The organism is Stenotrophomonas sp. K-6, assembly GCF_056861555.1.
Genome location: NZ_JBSPUC010000005.1, coordinates 324,211 through 345,533 on the forward strand (window position 1 = coordinate 324,211; position 21,323 = coordinate 345,533).

19 protein-coding genes and 1 riboswitch are annotated in these 21,323 nt (G+C 66.9%); of the genes, 11 read left to right on the forward strand and 8 right to left on the reverse strand.

Annotation, left to right across the window (positions count from 1 at the left end):
• Window positions 1–41: 41 nt before the first annotated feature.
• A complete protein-coding gene (gene metF / locus AC13F7_RS16390; RefSeq protein ID WP_483002160.1) occupies window positions 42–869 on the reverse strand; it encodes a methylenetetrahydrofolate reductase [NAD(P)H] in 828 nt (275 codons plus the stop codon).
• Window positions 870–993: 124 nt separating this feature from the next.
• Here metF and AC13F7_RS16395 point away from each other — a divergent pair, with 124 nt between their 5' ends.
• From AC13F7_RS16395 to AC13F7_RS16415, 5 genes are all read left to right on the forward strand, one after another.
• Window positions 994–1,884, forward strand: coding sequence for a TIGR01777 family oxidoreductase (locus tag AC13F7_RS16395; protein ID WP_483002162.1), 891 nt, complete (start codon window positions 994–996; stop codon window positions 1,882–1,884).
• A gap of 121 nt (window positions 1,885–2,005) precedes the next feature.
• Entirely contained in the window at window positions 2,006–2,926 is a 921-nt protein-coding gene (locus AC13F7_RS16400; RefSeq protein WP_483002164.1) for an alpha/beta fold hydrolase, read from the forward strand.
• A gap of 20 nt (window positions 2,927–2,946) precedes the next feature.
• The gene (locus AC13F7_RS16405) at window positions 2,947–4,017 is read left to right on the forward strand and encodes a sensor histidine kinase (protein WP_483002166.1); all 1,071 of its coding nucleotides are present in this window, start codon (window positions 2,947–2,949) and stop codon (window positions 4,015–4,017) included.
• Entirely contained in the window at window positions 4,014–4,763 is a 750-nt protein-coding gene (locus AC13F7_RS16410) for a LytR/AlgR family response regulator transcription factor (protein WP_483002168.1), read from the forward strand. Before AC13F7_RS16405 ends, AC13F7_RS16410 begins: the two co-directional genes overlap by 4 nt.
• Before the next feature lie 54 nt (window positions 4,764–4,817).
• Window positions 4,818–5,375: a DUF3228 family protein gene (locus tag AC13F7_RS16415; protein WP_481468691.1), complete on the forward strand. Its 558-nt coding sequence runs from the start codon at window positions 4,818–4,820 to the stop codon at window positions 5,373–5,375.
• Between the two features lie 19 nt (window positions 5,376–5,394).
• On the opposite strand, the gene AC13F7_RS16420 is transcribed toward AC13F7_RS16415, so the two are convergent.
• Entirely contained in the window at window positions 5,395–5,910 is a 516-nt protein-coding gene (locus AC13F7_RS16420; protein WP_483002170.1) for a hypothetical protein, read from the reverse strand.
• Entirely contained in the window at window positions 5,910–6,383 is a 474-nt protein-coding gene (gene ybaK, locus AC13F7_RS16425; protein ID WP_483002172.1) for a Cys-tRNA(Pro) deacylase, read from the reverse strand. Before ybaK ends, AC13F7_RS16420 begins: the two co-directional genes overlap by 1 nt.
• 92 nt (window positions 6,384–6,475) lie before the next feature.
• Here ybaK and AC13F7_RS16430 point away from each other — a divergent pair, with 92 nt between their 5' ends.
• Entirely contained in the window at window positions 6,476–7,303 is an 828-nt protein-coding gene (locus AC13F7_RS16430; RefSeq protein WP_483002174.1) for a tetratricopeptide repeat protein, read from the forward strand.
• Window positions 7,304–7,378: 75 nt separating this feature from the next.
• Here AC13F7_RS16430 and ahcY read toward each other — a convergent pair whose 3' ends face one another.
• Window positions 7,379–8,824, reverse strand: coding sequence for an adenosylhomocysteinase (ahcY, locus tag AC13F7_RS16435; protein ID WP_483002176.1), 1,446 nt, complete (start codon window positions 8,822–8,824; stop codon window positions 7,379–7,381).
• Between the two features lie 35 nt (window positions 8,825–8,859).
• Window positions 8,860–8,949, reverse strand: a riboswitch (S-adenosyl-L-homocysteine riboswitch).
• Between the two features lie 126 nt (window positions 8,950–9,075).
• On the opposite strand from ahcY, the gene AC13F7_RS16440 reads away from it, so the two are divergent.
• Both AC13F7_RS16440 and ppc read left to right on the forward strand, forming a co-directional pair.
• Window positions 9,076–11,610: a S9 family peptidase gene (locus AC13F7_RS16440; RefSeq protein ID WP_483002178.1), complete on the forward strand. Its 2,535-nt coding sequence runs from the start codon at window positions 9,076–9,078 to the stop codon at window positions 11,608–11,610.
• Between the two features lie 191 nt (window positions 11,611–11,801).
• The gene (gene ppc, locus AC13F7_RS16445) at window positions 11,802–14,513 is read left to right on the forward strand and encodes a phosphoenolpyruvate carboxylase (RefSeq protein WP_483002180.1); all 2,712 of its coding nucleotides are present in this window, start codon (window positions 11,802–11,804) and stop codon (window positions 14,511–14,513) included.
• Window positions 14,514–14,555: 42 nt separating this feature from the next.
• On the opposite strand, the gene AC13F7_RS16450 is transcribed toward ppc, so the two are convergent.
• From AC13F7_RS16450 to metK, 3 genes are all read right to left on the reverse strand, one after another.
• A complete protein-coding gene (locus tag AC13F7_RS16450) occupies window positions 14,556–15,074 on the reverse strand; it encodes an acyl-CoA thioesterase (protein ID WP_481468705.1) in 519 nt (172 codons plus the stop codon).
• 61 nt (window positions 15,075–15,135) lie between these two features.
• Window positions 15,136–16,350 (reverse strand): DUF1444 domain-containing protein, encoded by a 1,215-nt coding sequence (locus tag AC13F7_RS16455; protein ID WP_483002182.1) that lies wholly within the window; start codon window positions 16,348–16,350, stop codon window positions 15,136–15,138.
• Window positions 16,351–16,502: 152 nt separating this feature from the next.
• Window positions 16,503–17,714 carry a methionine adenosyltransferase gene (metK, locus tag AC13F7_RS16460; RefSeq protein ID WP_019182462.1) on the reverse strand — a complete coding sequence of 404 codons (1,212 nt, stop codon included), beginning with the start codon at window positions 17,712–17,714 and terminating at the stop codon, window positions 16,503–16,505.
• A 357-nt stretch (window positions 17,715–18,071) separates the two neighbouring features.
• Between metK and AC13F7_RS16465 the strand changes: the two genes are divergently transcribed.
• Genes AC13F7_RS16465 through AC13F7_RS16475 form a run of 3 tightly spaced genes read left to right on the forward strand, consistent with a single transcriptional unit; the run spans window position 18,072 to window position 20,475 of the window.
• Complete coding sequence (locus AC13F7_RS16465; RefSeq protein ID WP_483002184.1) at window positions 18,072–18,914, forward strand: UDP-2,3-diacylglucosamine diphosphatase; 843 nt, start codon at window positions 18,072–18,074, stop codon at window positions 18,912–18,914.
• 47 nt (window positions 18,915–18,961) lie between these two features.
• Window positions 18,962–20,038 (forward strand): metal-dependent hydrolase, encoded by a 1,077-nt coding sequence (locus AC13F7_RS16470; RefSeq protein ID WP_483002186.1) that lies wholly within the window; start codon window positions 18,962–18,964, stop codon window positions 20,036–20,038.
• Window positions 20,035–20,475, forward strand: coding sequence for a hypothetical protein (locus AC13F7_RS16475; protein WP_483002188.1), 441 nt, complete (start codon window positions 20,035–20,037; stop codon window positions 20,473–20,475). Before AC13F7_RS16470 ends, AC13F7_RS16475 begins: the two co-directional genes overlap by 4 nt.
• Window positions 20,476–20,488: 13 nt before the next feature.
• Here the strand turns inward: AC13F7_RS16475 and AC13F7_RS16480 are convergent, their stop codons facing one another.
• Window positions 20,489–21,316 carry a methyltransferase domain-containing protein gene (locus AC13F7_RS16480; protein ID WP_481468713.1) on the reverse strand — a complete coding sequence of 276 codons (828 nt, stop codon included), beginning with the start codon at window positions 21,314–21,316 and terminating at the stop codon, window positions 20,489–20,491.
• Window positions 21,317–21,323: the final 7 nt, after the last annotated feature.

Consider the following 21,323-nt stretch of genomic DNA (forward strand, 5'->3'; position numbering starts at 1 on the left):
GTAGCGGCGTGGGCGTTATCTGCAAGCGATGCGTGGCGGCCTCAGCCGCGCAGCAGTTTCAGCACCTGGGTGGTGGGCTTGGCCAGGTTGAGGGTGTAGAAGTGCAGGCCCGGCGCACCGCCCGCGACCAGGCGTTCGCACAGGCTGGCCACCACCTCGGCACCGAACGCGCGGACCGATTCGGCATCGTCACCGTAGGCCTGCATGCGCTTGCCGATCCAGCGCGGTATCTCGGCACCGCACTGCTCGGAGAAGCGCCGCAGCTGGCTGAAATTGGAGATCGGCATGATGCCCGGCACAATCGGTACGGTGACGCCCAGCTTGCGTACCGCATCCACGAAGTGGAAGTAGGCGTCGGCGTTGAAGAAGTACTGGGTGATCGCCGCATCGGCGCCGGCGTCGATCTTGGTCTTGAAGTGCTTCAGGTCCAGCAGCGCGTCGTTGGCCTGCGGATGGGTCTCCGGATACGCGCCCACCTCGATGCGGAACGCATCGCCATGCTCGGCGCGGATGAAGCTGATCAGGTCGGAGGCATACCGCAGGTCACCGGGGTGGCCCATGCCCGAGGGCAGGTCACCGCGCAGGGCGACGATGCGGCGGCAACCGATCGCGCGGTACAGCTTGAGCAGTTCGCGGATCTCCTCGCGGCTGCCACCGACGCAGGACAGGTGCGGGGCCGCATCGAAGCCATGGTGCTGCTTGAGGTGACGGACGGTCTCGGAGGTGTAGCTGAGCGTGGAGCCGCCGGCACCGAACGTACATGACACGTACTCCGGCGCGAACACCTTCAGCCTGGCCGCGGTCCGGTCCAGCTGGGCGCGCTGCTCGTCGGTCTTGGGCGGATAGAACTCGAAGCTGATGGCGGTCATGGGCGGGGCGCGTCGGCGGGTGTGGCTCAATCATATCTCTTCATCGCGATGAATGTGAAGTGCGTCGCATGCGCCGTGCACATCCCCGGGCTTACAGTGATGGCTACCTCAAGGAGCAACCGCCATGCAGATTCTCGTCACCGGTGGCACCGGCTTCATCGGGCGCAGCCTGTGCACGCGCCTGCTGGCCGAGGGCCACGACCCCATCGTCCTGACCCGTCGGCCCGGCCGGAACCCGCAGCCGGGCGTACGCAGCGTTGCGGCGCTGGACGAGGTTGGCCCGGTCCAGGCGGTGGTCAACCTGGCCGGCGAGCCGTTGATGGACGGCCGCTGGACCGATGAACGCAAGCAGGCATTGCGCGATTCCCGGATCGGCACCACGCAGGCGCTGCTGGCCTGGATGGTCGGGTTGCCTGAGCGCCCCCGGGTGCTGGTGTCCGGCTCGGCGATCGGCTGGTACGGCCCGCGCGACAGCGCGCCGTTGGATGAGACGGCCTCCCCGGGGCACGACTTCGCGGCGATGCTGTGCCGGCACTGGGAGGCCGAAGCGCTCAAGGCCGAGGACCTCGGCGTGCGCACCTGCGTGCTGCGGACCGGCATCGTGCTCGAACGTGAGGGCGGCGCACTGCAGAAGATGCTGCCGCCGTTCCGGATGGGGCTCGGCGGGCCGATGGGCGATGGTCGGCAGTGGATGAGCTGGATCCATCGCGAGGATCTGGTCGGCATGATTCTGTGGCTGCTCACTCGCGATCAGGCACGCGGCGCCTACAACGGCACGGCACCCGGCACGGTCACCAACCGCACCTTCGCCACCACGTTGGGCGAGGTGCTCCACCGTCCGGCTCGGCTGACCACTCCGGCGTTCGCGTTGAAGCTGGGCTTCGGGGAAATGAGCGGGCTGCTGCTGACCGGGCAGAACGTGCAGCCGGTGCACGCCCTGGCGGAGGGGTTTGTTTTCCAGTATCCATCGCTGCCGGCGGCCTTGCAGGCCATCGTGAGCGCGCCGGATCGCTGAGGCGCGGATGTTGATCCGCCGCTGCCGACCGCTCATTGCCGGTCTGCGGCCGCTGCTCATGTAATCGCCCCGGCGACGACACCCTGCGGCAGTCTCCATGCTCACCCAGAAGGAGCCTGCCATGTCGACCGCCCGTCCCCGCCGCATCTACTCCATCGCCCCGTTGGCTGCGCTCGCGCTGACCGCATGGGCCACCTTGGTCAGCCCGGCCCATGCGGCCACCGTGCGTTTCCAGGATCTGCAGGTCGAGGTGATCGGCAGCGGCCGGCCGGTACTGATGATCCCGGGCCTCAACAGCGGTGCCGACGTCTGGCGCGAGACCTGCGCCGCGCTGCAGCCGCAGGTGCAATGCCACCTGATCCAGCTGCCGGGCTTTGCCGGTGCGCCTGCGGTGGCCAGCGATGATTTTCTGAGCGCGATGCGCGATCGCCTGCTGGCCTACAGCGCGGACCGCAAGCTCGATCATCCGGCCGTGATCGGCCACAGCCTCGGTGGTGTGCTGGCGCTGCAGATGGCGATCGCGGCGCCGCACAAGATCGGGCCCCTGGTGATCGTGGATGCCTTGCCGTACTTCGGTGCCGTGCAGAATCCGGCCGCGACGCCGCCCACGCTCAAGCCGATGGCCGAGCAGATGCGGGCCGGCATGCTCGCCGCCGACGCCACGCAGTACGCGGCGCAGACCGACGCTGCGGTCGCCAACATGGCGCACGCCCCCGAGCATGTGGCGACCTTGAAGCAGTGGGGACGCGACAGTGACCGTGCCACCACCGCGAACGCGATGTATTCCATGACGATGACCGACCTGCGCCAACCGATCGCCGGCATCACCTCGCCGGTGCTGGTGCTGGGCGCGTGGGCGGCCTATCAACCCTTCGGCGCTACCGAAGCCAGCACGCGGCAGGTATTCGCCACGCAGTACGCCGCGCTGCCCGGCGTGCGGATCGAGATGAGCCGCGCCGGCCACCACTTCCTGATGTGGGATGATCCGCGCTGGCTGCAGTCGCAGATCCGGGGCTTCCTTGATCTGCCTGCAGCGCCCTGATCGAGACCGGCGTGGAGACGATGAGCGAGAAGCGGGCAGCACGCGATACCGGTTTCTGGTGGCGCAACAGCGCGGTGTGGTTGGTCTACCTTGGCGTGAGCCTGCTGCTCGGGTTCACCTACGGAGGGCACTGGTCCGGCATCGTCCTGATCTCTGTGATGGTGACGCTTTCCCTGTGGGTGGGCAGCGCATTCATCCGCGGCTATGCGTTGCGGCATGACTGGTTGCAGCGCGATCTGCTGGGATTGACGTGGCGGCTGCTGCTCGCGGTGGTGATCGTGGCGGCGGTCGCCCAAGTGCTCACCGCTGCCGCGCTGTTGCCCGCGTTGGCCTGGGACTGGGTGCAGCTGCCGGGACAGCGTGCGAACTATCGCCCGGCCGCTGTCTTCGGCTACTGGTTCAATACCGCCATCGTGCTGAGCGTGTGGTGCGCGCTGTGGACCGGCCGCCGCGCGCTGCAGCGTGCCCGGCACAGCGAGATGGCCCAGCTGCGCGCCGAAGCGCAGCGGGCGACGCTGGAGCACCAGGCGCTGCGTGCGCGGCTCAATCCCCACTTTGTGTTCAATGCGCTCAACAACCTGCGTGCGCTGATCAATGAAGACCCGGCGCGTGCACGCGACATGGTCACCCATCTGTCCAGCACGCTGCGCCACGCCCTGGTGCATACCGACGGGGGCTGGGTCACCCTGGCCGAGGAATGGCGCGTAGTGCAGGACTACCTGGCGGTGGAAGCGATCCACTACGAGGGCCGCCTGCGGGTACACACCGACATCGATCCGGCCGCGCTGTCCGCGCGGCTGCCGCCGATGGCGCTGCAGTTGCTGGTGGAGAATGCGATCAAGCATGGCATCGCGGTTTACCCCGGCGGCGGCGAGCTGCAGGTGCGCGCGCAGTGCGAGTGCGGCGTGCTGCGGCTGGAAGTGGGCAATCCGGCCGCGCCTCAGACCACGACCGAAGGCCATGGCATCGGGCTGGCCTATCTGCGGGCGCAGCTGGGCATCGACGCGGCGCCCTCCTCATCCAGCCGGGGCACGTTCCGGCTGGAGCGACAGGGCGAGCGCATGCTGGCCCACCTGGAGGTACAGCAATGAGCGCTTCACTACGCGTGTTGATCGTGGACGATGCGCGGCTGGCACGCAGTGAGCTGCGCACCCTGCTGGCAGCGATTCCGTGGGTGGCGTGTGTCGGCGAGGCTGACGACGTGCCCGCTGCACGCGAGGCGATCCTGCGCGAGCAGCCCGATCTGGTGTTGCTCGATGTCCAGATGCCCTCGGGCGAGGGCTTCGATGTGCTTGAGGGACTGGACACGGTGCCGATGGTGGTGTTCGTCACCGCCTACGATCAATACGCGGTGCGTGCCTTTGAAACCAATGCACTTGACTACCTGGTCAAGCCGGTGGAAGCGGACCGTCTGCGGGCCGCGCTCGAACGCGGTCGAGAACGACTCTCTCCCCGGGCCGCAGTCGCGACGGCCGCAACGGCGAGCGGCCCACGCGATCCGCTGGGCACGGAGGATCAGGTGTTCCTGCGCGATGGCGAGCGTTGCTGGTTCGTGGCGCTGGGTGAGATCCGCAAGGTGGTGGTCGACGGCAACTACGCACGGCTGTGGTTCCGCGACCAGAACGCGGTGCTGGCGCGCAGCCTGAGCACGATGGAAGCCCGCCTGTCGCCGGCGCTGTTCTTCCGCGCCAACCGCAACACCCTGGTCAACCTGCGCCGCGTGCGTGCGATCGAGCCCTCGATGAGTGACGGCTATGACTTGACCCTCGATGACGGCAGCCGGGTGGAGGTGTCCCGGCGGCAGGCCCGTGAGTTGCGTGAGCGGCTGGCGCTGTAGGGCACGCGCCGCACGCGTTACCCTGTGCACGATCTCCACCGCCTGATTGTGCCCATGTCCATCGTCCTCACTGCGTTCGCTCGGCCCCGCCTGTTCCCGCGCGTGCCGCGCGGCAACACCATCCAGGACTGCAGCGCCGAACAGTTCGAGCAGCACCTCAATACGCACGCGCCGTTCAAGGTGCTCGATGGCTACGCGCCGTTCTGCAAGCTGCATGTGTACGAAAACTGGACCTCTACGCGCTGCCTGACCGTGCCGATCACCGAGGCCAACCGCCATCAGCTGCGCAGCGGCTACGAGGCGCGCAACCGCGATGAATTGCCGGTGCTGGTGCGCTGGTTCGAAGGCGTGGAATCACCGCGCGCGAACTACCTGGTGGTGATCCTGTACAGCGCTGAGCAGTTGGCCAGGGAAGGCTCACCCATCAAGGCGGACTGGGGTATCGTGGGCTGCATCTACACCGCCGAACCGGAGGAAGTGCCGATGGCGCCGATCACCATGATGCGCAACGCGCTGGGCGTGGAAGAGGGGGGCTCGGGTGTGCCGCTGGATCGCGAAGCGTATCAGCGTGCGGTGGTGTTCTGGGACAGCAACGCCAACTGGCGTCCCTGAGCGTGCAGCGGCGATGAAATCACGCATGCGTTGGGGTTGCCTCAAAGGTTGAAGTCCCCAGTTTCCACTCCCACCAAGGGTAGTGATACTCGCGGTCGGTGGCCAACCAGTGCGTTGCACAGTCCACGCAGGTGACGGCATGCGCCTCGCCCCAGCCGTCCTCGGCTTCCCCCACGGCATCGATGACCACATGCCCGCGCGTGGCTTCCCGACGCGGATCGAAGAACGGGTAGTGCGGGTAAAGCGCACACAGGCAGCCGGCCCGCTCCCGCCAGAAGCGCAGCCGGCGCAGGGCGAACTGCAGGTGATGGTTATTGGCGAACAGAGCGCCACCCAGCGCGATGTGCGCGGTGGCGCGCTCGATCCGCTCGACCCACGGCGAAAGCGCGTCCAGTTCGGCCGGATCACGGAGCTGGGCGATGGCGCAGGCCGCGCTGTAGATGCGGTCAGGCGCTGAAGACAGCAGCGCCTGCAGGTGCTGCGCGCCAGGTCCCTCGGTGGGGACGGATGGGTCCCGGTTGAAAGGCCAGCGCATCACCGTGCCTTGCCGATGGCGGCATAGCATCCGCCAGTAAGCTGCAGCAGATCGGCCGGTGCCAGCGCCACCTCCAGTCCACGACGCCCGGCACTGACGTGCACGATCGGCAGTGTCCGCGCGCTCGCATCCAGGAAGGTGCGGTGTTTTTTCTTCTGCCCCAGCGGGCTGATGCCCCCGACCAGGTACCCGGTCGCGCGCTGCGCCGCCTGGGCGTTGGCCATCCCGCACTTCCGGCAGCCGGCCGCTGCGGCGAGTGCCTTGAGGTCCAGGGTGCCGCTCACCGGGACGATCGCCACCAGCAACTCGTGCGTCTCGGTGCTTGCCAGCAGCGTCTTGAACACCTGCGCCGGATCCAGCCCGAGCTGCTGCACCGCTTCGCCACCGTAGGATTCGGAGGCGGCGTCATGGTGATAGGACAGCACGCTGTGCGCGATGCCGGACTTCTTCAGCAGGTTGATGGCGGGGGTCATGGGGGCATCCTAGCGCGGTGCGGACCCGCTGCCTTGACCGAAGCTACTGCGGTCGCTGCGATAATGGCGGCGTTCCCGTCTGGAAAGTTCCCATGCGCCTCTCTGGCCAATTCAACGCGCTCAGCTTCGATGGTGATGTGGCGCGCGGACCGTATCCTCCTCAGGGGTTTGTGTCGATCGCGGAAGGCGCGCTCGGCAATGGCGATTGTTTCGGGCTGTATTGGCCGTTGGGGCGCGAGGGAGATGCGCCCTTCGTCTGCGAGATGTTCCATGACGAATGGCGTATGGAACTGCGTCATTCCTCGGTGCAGGTGTTCTCTCGCTGGCTGGAGCTGAACGAAGGCGAGTATGGCGAGCATGAGGTCGAAGATCCCGGTTCGCCCACCGAGCGGTTGGAGCAGGCGCGCGCGCAGGTGCTGGCAGCGGAGGTCGAGCAGGCCATTGAACTGCTGCGCGCAGCCTGCACCGCGTTCCCGGAGCTTCAGCAGGGCTGGGCGCTGCTGGCAAGCCAGTACATGCGGCAGGGGCAGCGCGATGCGGCGATCGATGCGGCACGTTCGGCGGTGCTGGCCAACTGGGCGTTTGGCATTCCCGAGGCCGGCGTGCTGCGCATCCTGCGCGCTGCCCCGGCCAGCACTGACCCGGTGATCGCGATGGTGCAGCGGATGGGCTTCGCCTTCGGCGGCGCCAAGACCAATCCGGATTACGCGCTGATGCAGGCCTGCATCGATGAATGCTGGGCTGCCGGTGACACCCTGACGGCGCTGCGACTGTCGCAGAACCGCTGCTACGTGCTGGCTGGCGAAACGGTCTCTTTTCAGGAACGCGACGGGTTCATGCTGTCGCGCTGGCAAGCGGACTTCGCCGGGCAGTGCCAGGCCGTCCTCAACGACGACCGCAGGGGTTTCAGCCAGGACTGAAGGGCATCGCGCCACAAAAAAACGGGCGCCTTCCGGCGCCCGTCTGTTTTCAACGCAACTGGACCGGCATGCCGATCAGTAGCGGTAATGCTCCGGCTTGAACGGGCCGTCCACCGCCACGCCAATGTAGTCGGCCTGCTCCTGGCTCAGGGTGGTCAGCTTCACGCCGATCTTTTCCAGATGCAGACGCGCCACTTCCTCGTCCAGCTTCTTCGGCAGCAGGTACACCTTCTTCTCGTAGCTGTCCTTGTTCGCCCACAGGTCGATCTGCGCGAGCGTCTGGTTGGCGAACGAGTTGGACATCACGAAGCTCGGGTGGCCGGTGGCGCAGCCCAGGTTCACCAGGCGGCCGTCAGCCAGCAGGAAGATCGCATTGCCGTTGTCGAAGATGTACTTGTCGACCTGCGGCTTGATGTTGATCTTCTGCACGCCGGCCAGTGCGTTCAGCGCATCGACCTGGATCTCGTTGTCGAAGTGGCCGATGTTGCAGACGATGGCCTGGTCCTTCATCGCGCTCAGGTGCTCGATGCGGATGATGTCCTTGTTGCCGGTGGTGGTGACGTAGATGTCGCCACGGCCCAGGGTGGATTCGATGGTGTTGACCTCGAAGCCTTCCATCGCCGCCTGCAGGGCGCAGATCGGATCGATCTCGGTGACCACCACGCGCGCGCCGTAGGCACGCAGCGAAGCGGCGCAGCCCTTGCCCACGTCGCCGTAGCCGCAGACCACGGCGACCTTGCCGGCCAGCATCACGTCCATCGCGCGCTTGAGGCCGTCGGCCAGCGACTCGCGGCAACCGTACAGGTTGTCGAACTTGCTCTTGGTGACCGAGTCGTTGACGTTGATCGCCGGGATCAGCAGGGTGCCGGCCTGGGCCAGCTGGTACAGGCGGTGCACGCCGGTGGTGGTCTCTTCGGAGACGCCCTTCCAATCCTTGACCACGCGGCCCCAGTAGCCCGGGCGCTCCTTGGCCACGCGCTTGAGCAGGTTCTTGATGACCTGCTCTTCGTGCGAGGCGGCCTTTTCATCGACCCAGGTGCTGCCGTTTTCGAGCTCATAGCCCTTGTGGATCAGCAGGGTGACATCGCCGCCGTCGTCCACCACCAGCTCCGGGCCGGTCAGGGTGCCGTCGGGCAGGGTGAAGGTCAGCGCGTCCAGGGTGCAGTCCCAGTACTCTTCCAGGGTTTCACCCTTCCAGGCAAACACCGGGGTGCCCGATGCGGCGATCGCCGCGGCGGCATGGTCCTGGGTCGAGAAGATGTTGCACGAGGCCCAGCGCACGTCGGCGCCGATGTCCTTCAGGGTCTCGATCAGCACCGCGGTCTGGATGGTCATGTGCAGCGAGCCGGTCACGCGCACGCCCTTCAGCGGCAGGGTGGCGGCATGCTTGCGGCGGATCGACATCAGGCCCGGCATTTCATGCTCGGCGATGTCCAGCTCCTTGCGGCCCCAATCGGCCAGGGAGATGTCGGCAATCTTGTAATCGCCTTCGGTGGAGAAGGTCTTGGCAACAGCGTTCATTCAAAGCTCCGGTGTAATGACGAGTCGATACTCGTGTTCGCCGGGCGCCGTTGGAACCAATCCTGGCCACCGAGCCTGGCCGCCCCCGGACAAGATCCGGAACGGTCGCAGCGCCCCTCGGTGGAGGGTGACCCATTATATCGCGGCCAGTTGCATTGGCATGAATCGGTGCCTGCCCCCAACCATCGGCAGGGGGGCGATCGGCGCTCGGCTGTTAAGGTCGGGGGTTTGTATCCGCACAGGCACAGAACATGACACGCACCCCCGGTCGACGCGCTCCACAGTGGCGCCATACCCTGATCCTCGGTCTGGCCCTGCTGGCGGTGCCGCCGTTGGCGCTGGCCGCCGCCCCGGCCGCCAAGACCAACGCGCAGACCGTGGCCGCCGCCAAGGGCGACCAGGGCGGCTACCAGCTGCCATCGCCCGCCCTGCAGGCCGTGGTCGATGCGCCGCGTGCCCCGACCCTGAGCCTGTCCCCGCGCCGTGACCTGGCCGCGCTGCTGCAGACGCCGCCGCTGCCGTCGATCAACGACGTCGCCCAGCCCGAACTGAAGCTGGCCGGCCTGCGCATCAACCCGGCCACGCATTCGGCCAGCCGTTTCAGCTTCGCCGACAAGCTGTGGCTGATGAGCGTGGCCGACGGCAAGGAGCGCCAGATCAGCGGGCTGCCGCAGCCGTTGTCGATCGCCACCTTTGCCTGGTCGCCGGACCAGAAGTACATCGCCTTCAACCAGGTGCACGCCGCCACCGGGACCAATGAACTGTGGATCGTCGATGTCGACGCCGGCTCGGCGCGCCGCCTGGTCGGTGATCTGAACACGGTGATGGGCGACGGCTACAGCTGGCAGCCCGACAGCCGGGGGCTGCTGGTGATGCAGCAGCTCAAGGGCCAGGGCGCGGCACCGGCCGCCGGCGGCATTCCGACCGGTCCGGCGATCCAGCAGACCGAGGCCGACGCCGGTGTGCGCACGATCCGTACCTACCAGGACATGCTCAAGAACGAGGCCGATGCCCGCCTCTTCGATTACTACGCCAGCGCGCAGCCGGCCAAGGTCGCCCTCAACGGCGTGAACACGCCGCTGTCCACCAGTGGGGTGTACTGGGATATGACGCTCTCGCCGGATGGGCGCTACCTGCTGAGCGAGCGCGTTGTGCGTCCGTACTCCTATCTGGTGCCGGCCAGCGCGTTCGCGCGTCGCATCGAAGTGCTGTCCGCGCTAGACGGCAGGCTCGAACACACCGTCGCCGACCTGCCGTTGAAGGAAGGCCTGCCGACCGGCAACGATGCGGTGGCCACCGGCGTGCGCCGGATCGACTGGCGCGCCGATGCGCCGGCGACCCTGGTCTGGGCCGAAGCGCAGGACGGCGGCGACCCGAACCGCGAGGCCAAGGTGCGCGATGCGGTGCTGATGCAGGCGGCGCCCTTCGATAAGCCGCCAGTGACGCTGGCGCAGCTGGGCAGCCGTTATGCGGGCATCCAGTGGGGCCGTGGCGATCTGGCGCTGCTCAACGAATCGTGGTGGAAGAACCGCGAGGTCAAACAGTGGCGGATCGCGCCGGACCAGCCGGAGAAGGCAGCCGAGCTGTTGTCGGCGCGCTCCTCCCAGGACCGTTACAACGACCCGGGCCGCCCGGGCCTGGTGCGCGACGTCAACGGTCGCTCGCGCCTACAGGTCAGCGCCGATGGCCGCAGCATCTTCCTGTACGGGGCAGGCGCCTCGCCGGAAGGCGACCGTCCGTTCGTGGATCGCTTCGATCTGGACAGCAAGCAGACCACCCGCCTGTTCCACTCGCAGGCGCCGTCCTACGCCGCGCCGGTGGCGCTGCTCGACCAGGAAGGCACCTCGCTGCTGCTGACCCGTGAATCGCCCGACGAGCCGGCCAACTTCTACGTGCAGTCGCTGGCCGATGCCTCCGCGGCACCGAAGGCGTTGACCCACTTCCAGCACCCGCTGCCGCAGCTGCGTGGGGTGAGCAAGGAGCAGATCCGCTACAAGCGCAACGATGGCGTTGACCTGACCGCCACGCTGATGCTGCCGCCGGGCTACAACGCGAAGAAGGACGGTCCGTTGCCGCTGCTGATGTGGGCCTATCCGGGCGAGTTCAAGACCGCCGAGGCCGCCAGCCAGGTGACGGATTCGCCGTATCGTTTCAACGCGATCAGCTACTGGGGGCCGCAGGCGTTCCTGGCCAAGGGCTACGCAGTGCTGGTCAGCCCCTCGATGCCGATCATCGGGGAGGGCGACAAGGAACCGAACGACACCTACCTGCCGCAGCTGATCGCCAATGCCGAGGCGGCCGTGAATGAAGTGGTGCGGCGTGGTGTGACCGATCGTGAGCACATCGCGATCGGTGGCCACTCCTACGGTGCGTTCATGACCGCCAACCTGCTCGCGCATACCCGCCTGTTCAAGGCCGGCATCGCGCGCAGCGGTGCGTACAACCGCACGCTGACCCCGTTCGGCTTCCAGGCCGAAGAGCGCAACTACTGGCAGGCGCAGGACGTCTACCAGAAGATGTCGCCGTTCAACTACGCCGACAAGATCAAGGACCCGATCCTCTTCATCCACGGCGTGGACGACAACAACTCCGGTACGTTCCCCATCCAGAGCGAGCGCATGTTCGCCGCGGTGAAGGGACTGGGCGGCACCTCGCGCCTGGTGATGCTGCCCAACGAATCGCACGCTTACCGTGCACGCGAATCGATCATGACCATGCTGGCCGAGAGCGAGCGCTGGCTGGAACAGACCGTGGGCGAGGGTAAGCCGGTCAAGCAGAAGCGCTGAGCCTGCAGGTGCTGGCCGCTGGCCGGCACCTGACAACACCCGGTAGGTAACGGCCGTTGGCCGGTACGGAACAATCGGTAATGCCGGCCCCTTGCCGGCATTACCAGATGTAACTATTTGCGCGACGCAGCAACGACGCGATTGTGGGTTAGGCTTGAGCGGATTCCGTTCCCGAGGCCAGTGCGTCGCAGATGAACGAGTACCGTAGCAGCATCGTTTTTGCCACTCCCGATATTCCCCTGCGTGACGATGTACGCCGACTCGGCGCACTGGTCGGCGACCTGCTCGCCGAGCAGGTCTCCACGCAGTTTTTCGACGATGTGGAACAGGTGCGCACGCGCGCCATCGCCCGCCGCGAAAGCGACGCCCCGCTGTCCGATCTCAACGACGTCCTGACCGGCCTGCCGCCGGCGCGCGCCGAAGCGATGGTGCGTGCCTTCAGCACCTACTTCCAGGTGGTGAACATCGCCGAGCGCGTGCACCGCATTCGCCGTCGCCGTGACTACCAGCGTGCCGGTACGGCCACGCCGCAGCCGGATGGCCTGCAGGATGCACTGGTCAATCTCAAAGCGCAGGGCGTAACCCTGGCCGAGCTTGCCGAGTGGCTGCCGCGCATCGATATCGAGCCGGTGTTCACCGCGCATCCGACCGAAGCCGTCCGCCGCGCGCTGCTGGAAAAAGAACAGTTGATGGTTGCCAGCCTGGTCGACAACCTCGACGGCCAGCGCACGCCGGGTGAAGCCGCCGCCGACGCTGCCCGTTTCCGCATGGCTCTGACGGCGTCGTGGCAGACCACCGATTCCTCGCCCGTACGCCCGACCGTGGACGACGAGCGGGAGCACGTCGGCTTCTATCTGGTGCAGGTGCTGTACCGGGTGATTCCGGTGCTGTACGAATCGCTGCAGCAGGCGCTGCTGGATACCTACGGCGAGGAACTGCCGCTGCCGCGCCTGCTGCGCTTCGGCACGTGGGTGGGCGGTGACATGGATGGCAATCCGAACGTGGACGCCAACACCATCCGCAACACGCTCGATGCGCAGCGCCAGGCCGTACTCGGCCGCTACCAGAAAGACCTGCTGCAGCTGGCCAGCCTGCTCAGCCAGTCCACCGAGCGGGTGGCGGTCAGCGATGCGCTGCAGGCACGTGTGGAGCAGTACAAGGTGCTGCTGCCCAACGTCACCTCGCGGCCGCGACATGCCGACATGCCGTACCGCCTGCTCAACGACCGCATGCGCGCACGCGTGCAGGCGACGATGGACGATGCGGAAGGTGCCTACGCGTCGCCGCAGGAACTCACCGACGACATCGAGCTGATCCTGCGCAGCCTGCACGACAACAAGGGCGACCACGCCGGCGGCTTCGCGGTGCGTCGCCTGCTGTGGCGGGTGCGTACCTTTGGCTTCCATCTGGCGAGGTTGGATGTACGTCAGGAATCGAGCGTGCACGGCCGGGCGTTGGCCAGCGTGCTGGATGGACAGGATGCCTGGGACGGCGCCGATGCGGTCACCCGCGCCGCGCGCCTGGCCCCGTTCGCCAGTGGCGAGCAGGGGCTGCCGGCGAGCAACGAAGAAGGCGGTGAGCGCCTGGACGCGGTGTTCGCGGCGCTGGCCGATGCACGCCACCGGCACGGTGCCGACGCGCTGGGCAGTTACATCATTTCAATGGCGCACGACCGCAGCGATGTGCTCGCCGTGCTCGCGCTGGCGCGTCGCGGCGGCCTGGTGGATGACGCCGGCGCGGTGCCGCTGGACATCGCGCCGTTGTTCGAAACCGTGGATGACCTCAAGCGCGGTACCGACACCCTGCGCGATCTGCTGGCCGACCCGGTCTACCGCACGCACCTGGCCTCGCGCGGTGATGTGCAGATGGTGATGCTCGGCTATTCGGACAGCGGGAAGGACGGCGGTATCGCGGCCTCGCGCTGGGGCCTGCAGCGCGCCCAGGTGGAACTGCTGGACGTCGCTGCCGAGAACGACATCCGGCTGACCTTCTTCCACGGCCGTGGTGGCTCGATCAGCCGCGGGGGTGGCAAGACCACGCACGCGGTGGATGCCTCGCCGCGTGGCAGCATCGATGGCCGTCTGCGCGTGACCGAGCAGGGTGAAGTGATCCATCGCAAGTACGGCATCCGTGCACTGGCGCTGCGTTCGCTGGAGCAGTCCACCGGTGCGGTGCTGCGCTCCAGCCTGCGCCCGCGCCCAGCGGAACCGCGCGAGGAACAGTGGCGCCCGGTGATGGACCTGATCGCGCAGAAGAGTGCGGAGGCGTACCGCGCTTTCGTCGGCCAGAAAGACTTCATGCAGTACTTCCGCCTGGCCACGCCGATCGACGTGATCGAGCGGATGACCTTGGGTTCACGCCCTTCGCGTCGGCTGGGCGAAGATGCCGCACTGACCAACCTGCGCGCGATCCCGTGGGTGTTCGCGTGGAGCCAGGCGCGTGCCGTGATTCCGGGCTGGTATGGTGTCGGCAGTGGCCTCCAGGCGGCGGTCGATGCCGGTCACGAAGGCCTCCTGAAGGAGATGGCGCGCGACTGGCCGTTCTTCAGCACGTTCCTGGACGACATCGCCATGGTGCTGTCCAAGGGCGACCTGACCATCGCCGAACAGTTCTCGCAGCTGTCCGGTGCGTTGCACGGGCGCTTCTTCCCGCAGATCCAGGGCGAGCTTGAGCTCACCTCACAGTGGATTCTGGCACTCACCGGGCAGGACACACTGCTGCAGCACGACCAGCGCCTGGCGCTGTCGATCCGCCTGCGCAATCCCTACATCGATCCGATCAGCGTGCTGCAGGTGGACCTGCTGCGCCGCTGGCGGGAGAGCGGGGGCGAAGACGACGATGTGCTGCGCGCGCTGGTGGCGTGCGTGAACGGTGTGTCGCAGGGCGTACAGAACACCGGATAGGCCATCACGGGTAGGCCATGACCGTGGGTCATGGCGCAGGGCTCAGATCCGCTCGACCAGATCACCCGGTGCGGGCGGATTGGATGCCAGCAGCTCCAGATGGCGCTGCTCCATCTCCTCGCGCAGCTGGCGGCGGATCAACGCGGCGGCATGCCGGCGGCGTTCGTCGGCGGTCTCCAGCACCAGCGGCGGCACCGGCGTCGGTTTGCCATCGTCATCCACCGCGACCATGGTGAAGAAGCAGCTGTTGGCGTGGCGCACGCTGCGCTTGAGGATGTCCTCGGCCACCACCTTCACGCCGATCTCCATCGAGGAGGTGCCGGTGTAGTTCACCGAGGCCAGGAAGGTGACCAGCTCGCCGACCGCGATCGGCTGGCGGAACATCACCTGGTCCACCGACAGGGTGACCACGTAGCTGCCGGCATAGCGGCTGGCGCACGCGTAGGCGACCTGGTCCAGCAGGCGCAACACCGCACCGCCGTGCACCTTGCCGGAGAAATTGGCCATGTCCGGTGACATCAGCACCGTCATGGAGAGCTGGTTGGATTTGAATTCGGGCATGGCTGGAGTGTATCCCCACGACTGGAACAGCGTCAGCGAGGGGCTGCCCCCCTGTCGGTTGCTATTGGACGGCAAGGCGCTCCAGGAGGTCTGCCGAAGGGTAGCCGAGGGTGAGGTAGCGTGGCGGATGCAGGTGCCGGAGATCCGGCTCCAGCAGGTGGCCAATCACCGGCATGGCAGCTTCCCATGCGACGAACATGACCCGGGGGGATTCCGCGTCGGGTATTACGAATCCGATCATGTCAGTCTGCGGGAGTGATGCGAGCGCCACGTTTCCCCAACTGCAGAAAGACGTGAGCTCGCCGTCCTGCTCTTTCACCAGATAACTGGCAACGTGCACATCTTCGTCCTGTGCCTCATGCACACGTCGCAGGAGCTGCTGCTGCATCTGGTAGGCATCCTGCCGGAATGCGTACCGCAGGCGGGCCTGCTTGGCGCGGAGCAGGTCCGACGCCGGCGTGAATGCCTGGATGCGGCCTTCATCGTCGTAGCAGAGCAGTTCCCATGAAATGGCGCGCCCTGCCGCCACTGCATCGCTGGCCAGGTCGAACATCCGGGCCTGCGCGTCCAGATCCCGTTCTCCGGCGACCATGAACAGATCGCGTGTGGGTAGCATGAACACCGGTCGCCCCGTGATCGGGATCCGGTTGACCAGTTCGGGCAGCAGGGCGCGACTGCTGTCGTAGCCGTCTTGCCAGGCGGCGTGGAACAGGCCCGGGGCCAGTGGCAGGAAGGGCACCTGTTCAATGCCGCGCAGGTTGCTGCGTGCGGTATCGAGCGCCTCATGCAGAGACACCCCCCAAGCGGGGTCAGGGCCATCCTGTTTGGTCAGGGTGTGCTCGGGATGATCCACCGCAAGCAGTTCCACGCATTCCTCCGTGATCCTGCGGAACTGGAGGGTGTTCGGGGCCTCCCAGCCCGTCGTTTCGATTGCGTGCAACCGCACCTGCTCCAGCTGGGAGATGCTGCGGAGGATCGGGCGGAGCTGTGGACGCAGCGCATTCCACCCTGCGTCACCGTCGTCCACGGGACGCAGGCTGCGCACGAACATGTCCAGCGCCTCCTGCTGCTTGCCGCGCTTCGCATCAAGATAGGCGCGGTGGGCGTTGAAGAGGTGAAAATACGAGCCGTCACCCACGCGGATGCGGAACAGATCCGCCTCATAGGTCATGGGGGCCGTCATGCCATGGCGGTGTGCGGTAGCAATGAAACGCTCGGCAAATGCTTCGTTGCCGGGTTTGTCCTTGAACAGCCTGTCCATCAGTGCTGAAAACATCGTGACCTTCCTTGTCCTGTGTTCGTGCATCCTCGCCCGCCGGGGCAGTACAGGCAACCCGTGACCTGACATTTCCGCAGTCCAAAAAAGAAAACGGGCCGCTGGTGCGGCCCGTTCTCCAATCGACGTCGGGCGGAGCCCGATGCGACCGCTTACTTCAACTTCGCATCCGCGCGCAGGGCGGCGGCGCGATCGGTCTTCTCCCAGGAGAAGGCGGTCGCGTTGACCTGTTCGCCAGCACCGTTGGTGTAGCTGAACTCCTTGGCCTTGCGGCCGAAGTGGCCGTACGCCGCGGTCTGCTGGTACATCGGGTGGATCAGGTCCAGCATCTGGATGATGCCGTACGGGCGCAGGTCGAAATGCTTGCGGATCAGCTTCTCGATCTTGTCATCGCTGATCTTGCCGGTGCCGAAGGTGGTGACCGAGATCGAGGTCGGCTCGGCCACGCCGATGGCGTAGGAGACCTGCACTTCGCAACGGTCGGCCAGGCCGGCGGCAACGACGTTCTTGGCGACGTAACGGGCCGCGTAAGCCGCCGAACGGTCGACCTTGGACGGATCCTTGCCCGAGAACGCACCACCACCGTGACGGGCCCAGCCGCCGTAGGTGTCGACGATGATCTTGCGGCCGGTCAGGCCACAGTCGCCCACCGGGCCGCCGATCTCGAACTTGCCGGTCGGGTTGATGTGGAACTTGGTGCCCTTGTGCAGCCACTTGGCCGGCAGCACCGGCTTGATGATCTCTTCGCGGACGGCCTCGATGAGGTCCTTCTGCTTCACGCCCGGGGCGTGCTGGGTCGACAGCACCACCGCGTCGATGGCCGAGACGGCGCCGTTCTCATAGCGCAGGGTGACCTGGCTCTTGGCATCCGGGCGCAGCCAGGACAGCGGGGAGTTCTTCTTCTTGCGGATCTTGGCCTGCTGCTCGACCAGGCGGTGCGACAGGTGGATCGCGGCCGGCATGTAGCTGTCGGTCTCGTTGGTGGCATAGCCGAACATCAGGCCCTGGTCGCCAGCGCCCATTTCTTCGGGCTTCTTGCGGTCCACGCCCTGGGCGATGTGCGGCGACTGCTTGCCGATCAGGTTCAGCACGCCGCAGGTCGCGCCGTCGAAGCCGACGTCGGAGCTGTCGTAGCCGATGTCCAGGATCACCTTGCGGGTCAAGGCTTCCAGGTCGATCCAGGCGCTGGTGGTGATTTCACCGGCGACGATGGCCACGCCAGTCTTGACCATGGTTTCGCAGGCCACGCGCGCACGCTTGTCCTGGGTCAGGATCGCGTCCAGCACCGCATCGGAGATCTGGTCGGCAATCTTGTCCGGATGGCCTTCGGAGACCGATTCGGAGGTGAACAGGTAGCTGGACATCAGGCGTAATATCCTTTGATTCGGATGGAAAGATGGCCGCGAATGATACACGGCAAGTCACGCGCTTGCATTGTGCGTCAGCACGGGTTGCCGGTGGTTAAGCTCGCGTGCCCGTCGCAGGGCCCTGTGTGACGGGATTGCGCCGCAGCGTCGCCGCCCAGTGTTCCACCAGCGTGACAAATGGACGCCCGCAACGCACAAGGTTCCGACAGGCGCGCGCCGTGCGCACGCTCACGCGGGTCGGGGGGGGCCTCCCGGTCGGCGAGCGTCACCGCCCCGTCGTCAAATCGCCATCGGACTGTCGCCAAGACCGTGCAGGCTTCGGCGCATCCGGCCGCCGGACCTGAGGAGCACGCCATGCACGCATTCGAGCAGCGCGACGCGCGGGAGGCCGCCACGCGGCCCGTGACCACCCTGGCGCCCCATCGGCGGGCGGTCTTCCTTTCCGATGTCCACCTGGGCTCGCGCCACTGCCATGCCGCCGAACTGGCTCGTTTCCTGACCGGGCTGCGTTGCGAACGCCTGTATCTGGTGGGCGACATCATCGACCTGTGGTGGATGGCACACCGCCGGGCCGCGTGGCGGCCGGCCCACAGCGAGGTGATCCAGGCGCTGCATGCGCTGCAGCGCACCGGCACCGAGATCATCTACATCCCGGGCAACCACGATGCCTCGCTGCGCAAGGTCTGCGGGCTGATGCTGCCGGCCATGCAGGTGCGCCGGCGGGCGATCCATGTGACCGCGGACGGGCGGCGGCTGCTGGTCGTGCATGGCGATGACTACGACGGTGTCACCCACTTCGGAGGTCTGCAGGAGAAGTTCGGGGACTGGCTGTACTACCGCATCCTCACCGGCAACCACCTGCTCAATGCCGCGCGGCGGCGGCTCGGCCAGCGCTACTGGTCGCTGTCGGAGTTCCTCAAGAAGCGCAGCGGCGCGGCCGAGCGCTACATCGAACGCTTTGTCCAGGCCGGGCTTGAGGATGTGCGCCGGCGCGGCCTGGATGGCATCGTCTGCGGGCATATCCACCGTGCCGCGCTGGTCGAACGTGACGGGCTGATCTATGCCAACGACGGCGACTGGGTGGAAAGCCTGACCGTGCTGGCCGAGGATCCGGACGGCAGCCTGAGGCTGCTGGACCACACCGGGCAGACCCTGGTGGTGCTGTCCGGCAACGCCGCACTGGCCAGAGCGGCCTGAGCAAACGGCATGGGCGCAGGGCCAGTCCCGGCTGCTAGCATCGGCCGATGGACTCCTTTACCCAGATCGTTCTCGGCGGCGCAGTGGCCGCCGCCATCGCCCCGGCCGGCCATCGCCGCGCTGCCCTGTTGGCCGGTGCCGCGCTCGGCACCCTGCCGGACCTGGATGCGCTGGTGCTGGCCTTCACTGCTGCCGATCCCGTGGCGCTGATGGTCGAACACCGCAGCTACAGCCATTCGCTGCTGGTGCTGCCGTGGGTGGCCGCACTGATCTGGTGGCTCTTCAAGCGGTTCGGCCACGGCCGCGTGGCGCAGGCACCGGGGCGCTGGTTCTGGGCGATCCTGCTGGCGCTGATCACCCATCCGCTGCTGGATGCTTTCACCGTTTACGGTACCCAGCTGTGGTGGCCGTTCACCCCGCATCCCACGATGTGGGCCAGCGTCTTCATCATCGACCCGCTGTACACCGTGTGGCTGCTGCTCGCCTGCGTGGTGGCGTGGTTTGCGCGGGCGCGCCCGTTGGCGCAGAAGGCGCTGGTGGCCGGGCTGGTGCTAAGCAGTGGTTACCTGGGCTGGTCGTTGCTGGCCAAGCACACCGTCGATCGCGAAGCCGACCGCGCGCTGGCGGCGATGGGGCTGGACGATGCGCCGCGCTTCTCGGTGGCGATGCCGTTCAACACACTGCTCTGGCAGGTGGTGGCGATGACGCCCAACGGCTACGTGATCGGCGAACGCTCGCTGATCGCCGACCATGGCCCGATGACCTTTGAAGGTCATCCTTCCAACGTACAGGCCCTGCGCCAGGCGGCGGCGCTGCCGGCCGTGCAGCGCCTGAACTGGTTCAACCGGGGCTTCATGCGCGCCCAGGTAGTGGATGGCGAACTGCGGCTCAGCGATCTGCGCATGGGCCTGGAGCCGGACTACACCTTCACCTTCGCGGTTGCGCGGGCCGAGGGCGAGGGCTGGGCTGCGATCACGCCGCGACAGCTGCGCCCGGCGTATGAAGGGGAGCAGGGCAGGACGATCCTGAAGCGCCGGTTCGCGGCCCTGTGGCAGCGCATCTGGCATGCGCCGCCGAGCACCGACGTGATCGCACCGAAGGCAGGTTGGACGGAGGCACCGTGACCGAACGGTTTGAAATGGAGATCAATGGCACGCGCTACACGCGGCTGGCCGATGTGCCGCCGGAGTACCGCGCGCTGTTGCTGGATGTGACCCCGGGCCGCTCCGCCGAGCAGCCGGCGGTGCCGCTGCGCGAGATCCTGCGCAAGGCCAAGGCGCAGCCGGACCGCGAACGCCAGCAGCAGGTGCTGTTGGACGAGCTGCGCAAGGTCGACCCCGAGCGCGCGCGACGCATGCAGAACAAGCTCACCGAGCGCAGTCAGCGGCCGGCCACCGGTACCCTGGAAGTGGGCACCACACCCACCGCACGCCCGCGCGAAGGGGCCCGCAACACCGCCGGTGGCAGCACGGTGGCCCCGGGGGACCGGGGCGGACTGGGCATCTGGCTGTTGCTCGCGGCAGCGGTCGTGGTGACCGTGATCGCCTGGGCGACGCGCTAGCGCCGCGCCGCGATCAATACACCGTCGCGCGTGCCTGCACGAAGGAGAAGAAGAACACCGCATTCGGGTCATTCTGGACCAGACTGAACTCGCGGCGCATGCCGTCCACCGTCTCCTGGTCGACCAGGCCGGCCTCCAGCAGCGGATCGGCGGCCGACAACAGCAACTGCTCCCAGAACGCGATCATCGTCTTGCGGCGCGCCGGTTCGCGGTTGTCCAGATGGATGGTCTTGATCTCGGTGTGCACGTCGCGGAAGCCGCCGGCCAGCAGCAGGTTGCCGAGCTTGGCGCCGACGAACGGATCGCCCCCGTGGTCGTACTGGAAATCGTTGAAGGCCATCCAGTAGCGCCAGATATGCGGCGAGTACGGATCGAGCAGGAACGAGGCGTTCATCACTTCGGTGACGTACACCGGCGAGCCCGGCACCAGCACGCGGCGCACTTCGTTGAGCACCCGCGCCGGTGAGGGCACATGCTCCAGCACCCAGCACAGAAAGGCCGAGTCGAACTCGCGCGCGCCGAACGGCAGGTTGCCGGCATCGGCCTGCAGCAGCGTGTAGCGCTCGCGGCACCACGGGGTCTTGGCCAGGTTGGTGGCAGCGGTGGCCAGCTGTGCCTCGCTCAGGTCCACGCCGGTGACGTGCAGTTCCGGGAACCGCCGCAGCAGGATGTCCGTCTGCGCACCGACGCCGCTGCCAACTTCCAGCAGCCGCTTGGCGCCGCCGTAGTCGATACCGCTGAAGATGCTCGATTCAAACAGGCGCGACTGGGTGACCAGGCGGTGCTGCTCGGTATCGGAGAAGCCGTGGAGATAGGTCGGTGCAGTGATGGGTGGGGTCATGGCGCAG

What these genes read in the sequence shown, in the direction of transcription:
- metF (WP_483002160.1), bottom strand. Translation starts at nt 869, where the DNA reads ATGACCGCCATCAGCTTCGAGTTCTATCCGCCCAAGACCGACGAGCAG.
- AC13F7_RS16395 (WP_483002162.1), top strand. Translation starts at nt 994, where the DNA reads ATGCAGATTCTCGTCACCGGTGGCACCGGCTTCATCGGGCGCAGCCTG.
- AC13F7_RS16400 (WP_483002164.1), top strand. Translation starts at nt 2,006, where the DNA reads ATGTCGACCGCCCGTCCCCGCCGCATCTACTCCATCGCCCCGTTGGCT.
- AC13F7_RS16405 (WP_483002166.1), top strand. Translation starts at nt 2,947, where the DNA reads ATGAGCGAGAAGCGGGCAGCACGCGATACCGGTTTCTGGTGGCGCAAC.
- AC13F7_RS16410 (WP_483002168.1), top strand. Translation starts at nt 4,014, where the DNA reads ATGAGCGCTTCACTACGCGTGTTGATCGTGGACGATGCGCGGCTGGCA.
- AC13F7_RS16415 (WP_481468691.1), top strand. Translation starts at nt 4,818, where the DNA reads ATGTCCATCGTCCTCACTGCGTTCGCTCGGCCCCGCCTGTTCCCGCGC.
- AC13F7_RS16420 (WP_483002170.1), bottom strand. Translation starts at nt 5,910, where the DNA reads ATGCGCTGGCCTTTCAACCGGGACCCATCCGTCCCCACCGAGGGACCT.
- ybaK (WP_483002172.1), bottom strand. Translation starts at nt 6,383, where the DNA reads ATGACCCCCGCCATCAACCTGCTGAAGAAGTCCGGCATCGCGCACAGC.
- AC13F7_RS16430 (WP_483002174.1), top strand. Translation starts at nt 6,476, where the DNA reads ATGCGCCTCTCTGGCCAATTCAACGCGCTCAGCTTCGATGGTGATGTG.
- ahcY (WP_483002176.1), bottom strand. Translation starts at nt 8,824, where the DNA reads ATGAACGCTGTTGCCAAGACCTTCTCCACCGAAGGCGATTACAAGATT.
- AC13F7_RS16440 (WP_483002178.1), top strand. Translation starts at nt 9,076, where the DNA reads ATGACACGCACCCCCGGTCGACGCGCTCCACAGTGGCGCCATACCCTG.
- ppc (WP_483002180.1), top strand. Translation starts at nt 11,802, where the DNA reads ATGAACGAGTACCGTAGCAGCATCGTTTTTGCCACTCCCGATATTCCC.
- AC13F7_RS16450 (WP_481468705.1), bottom strand. Translation starts at nt 15,074, where the DNA reads ATGCCCGAATTCAAATCCAACCAGCTCTCCATGACGGTGCTGATGTCA.
- AC13F7_RS16455 (WP_483002182.1), bottom strand. Translation starts at nt 16,350, where the DNA reads ATGTTTTCAGCACTGATGGACAGGCTGTTCAAGGACAAACCCGGCAAC.
- metK (WP_019182462.1), bottom strand. Translation starts at nt 17,714, where the DNA reads ATGTCCAGCTACCTGTTCACCTCCGAATCGGTCTCCGAAGGCCATCCG.
- AC13F7_RS16465 (WP_483002184.1), top strand. Translation starts at nt 18,072, where the DNA reads ATGCACGCATTCGAGCAGCGCGACGCGCGGGAGGCCGCCACGCGGCCC.
- AC13F7_RS16470 (WP_483002186.1), top strand. Translation starts at nt 18,962, where the DNA reads ATGGACTCCTTTACCCAGATCGTTCTCGGCGGCGCAGTGGCCGCCGCC.
- AC13F7_RS16480 (WP_481468713.1), bottom strand. Translation starts at nt 21,316, where the DNA reads ATGACCCCACCCATCACTGCACCGACCTATCTCCACGGCTTCTCCGAT.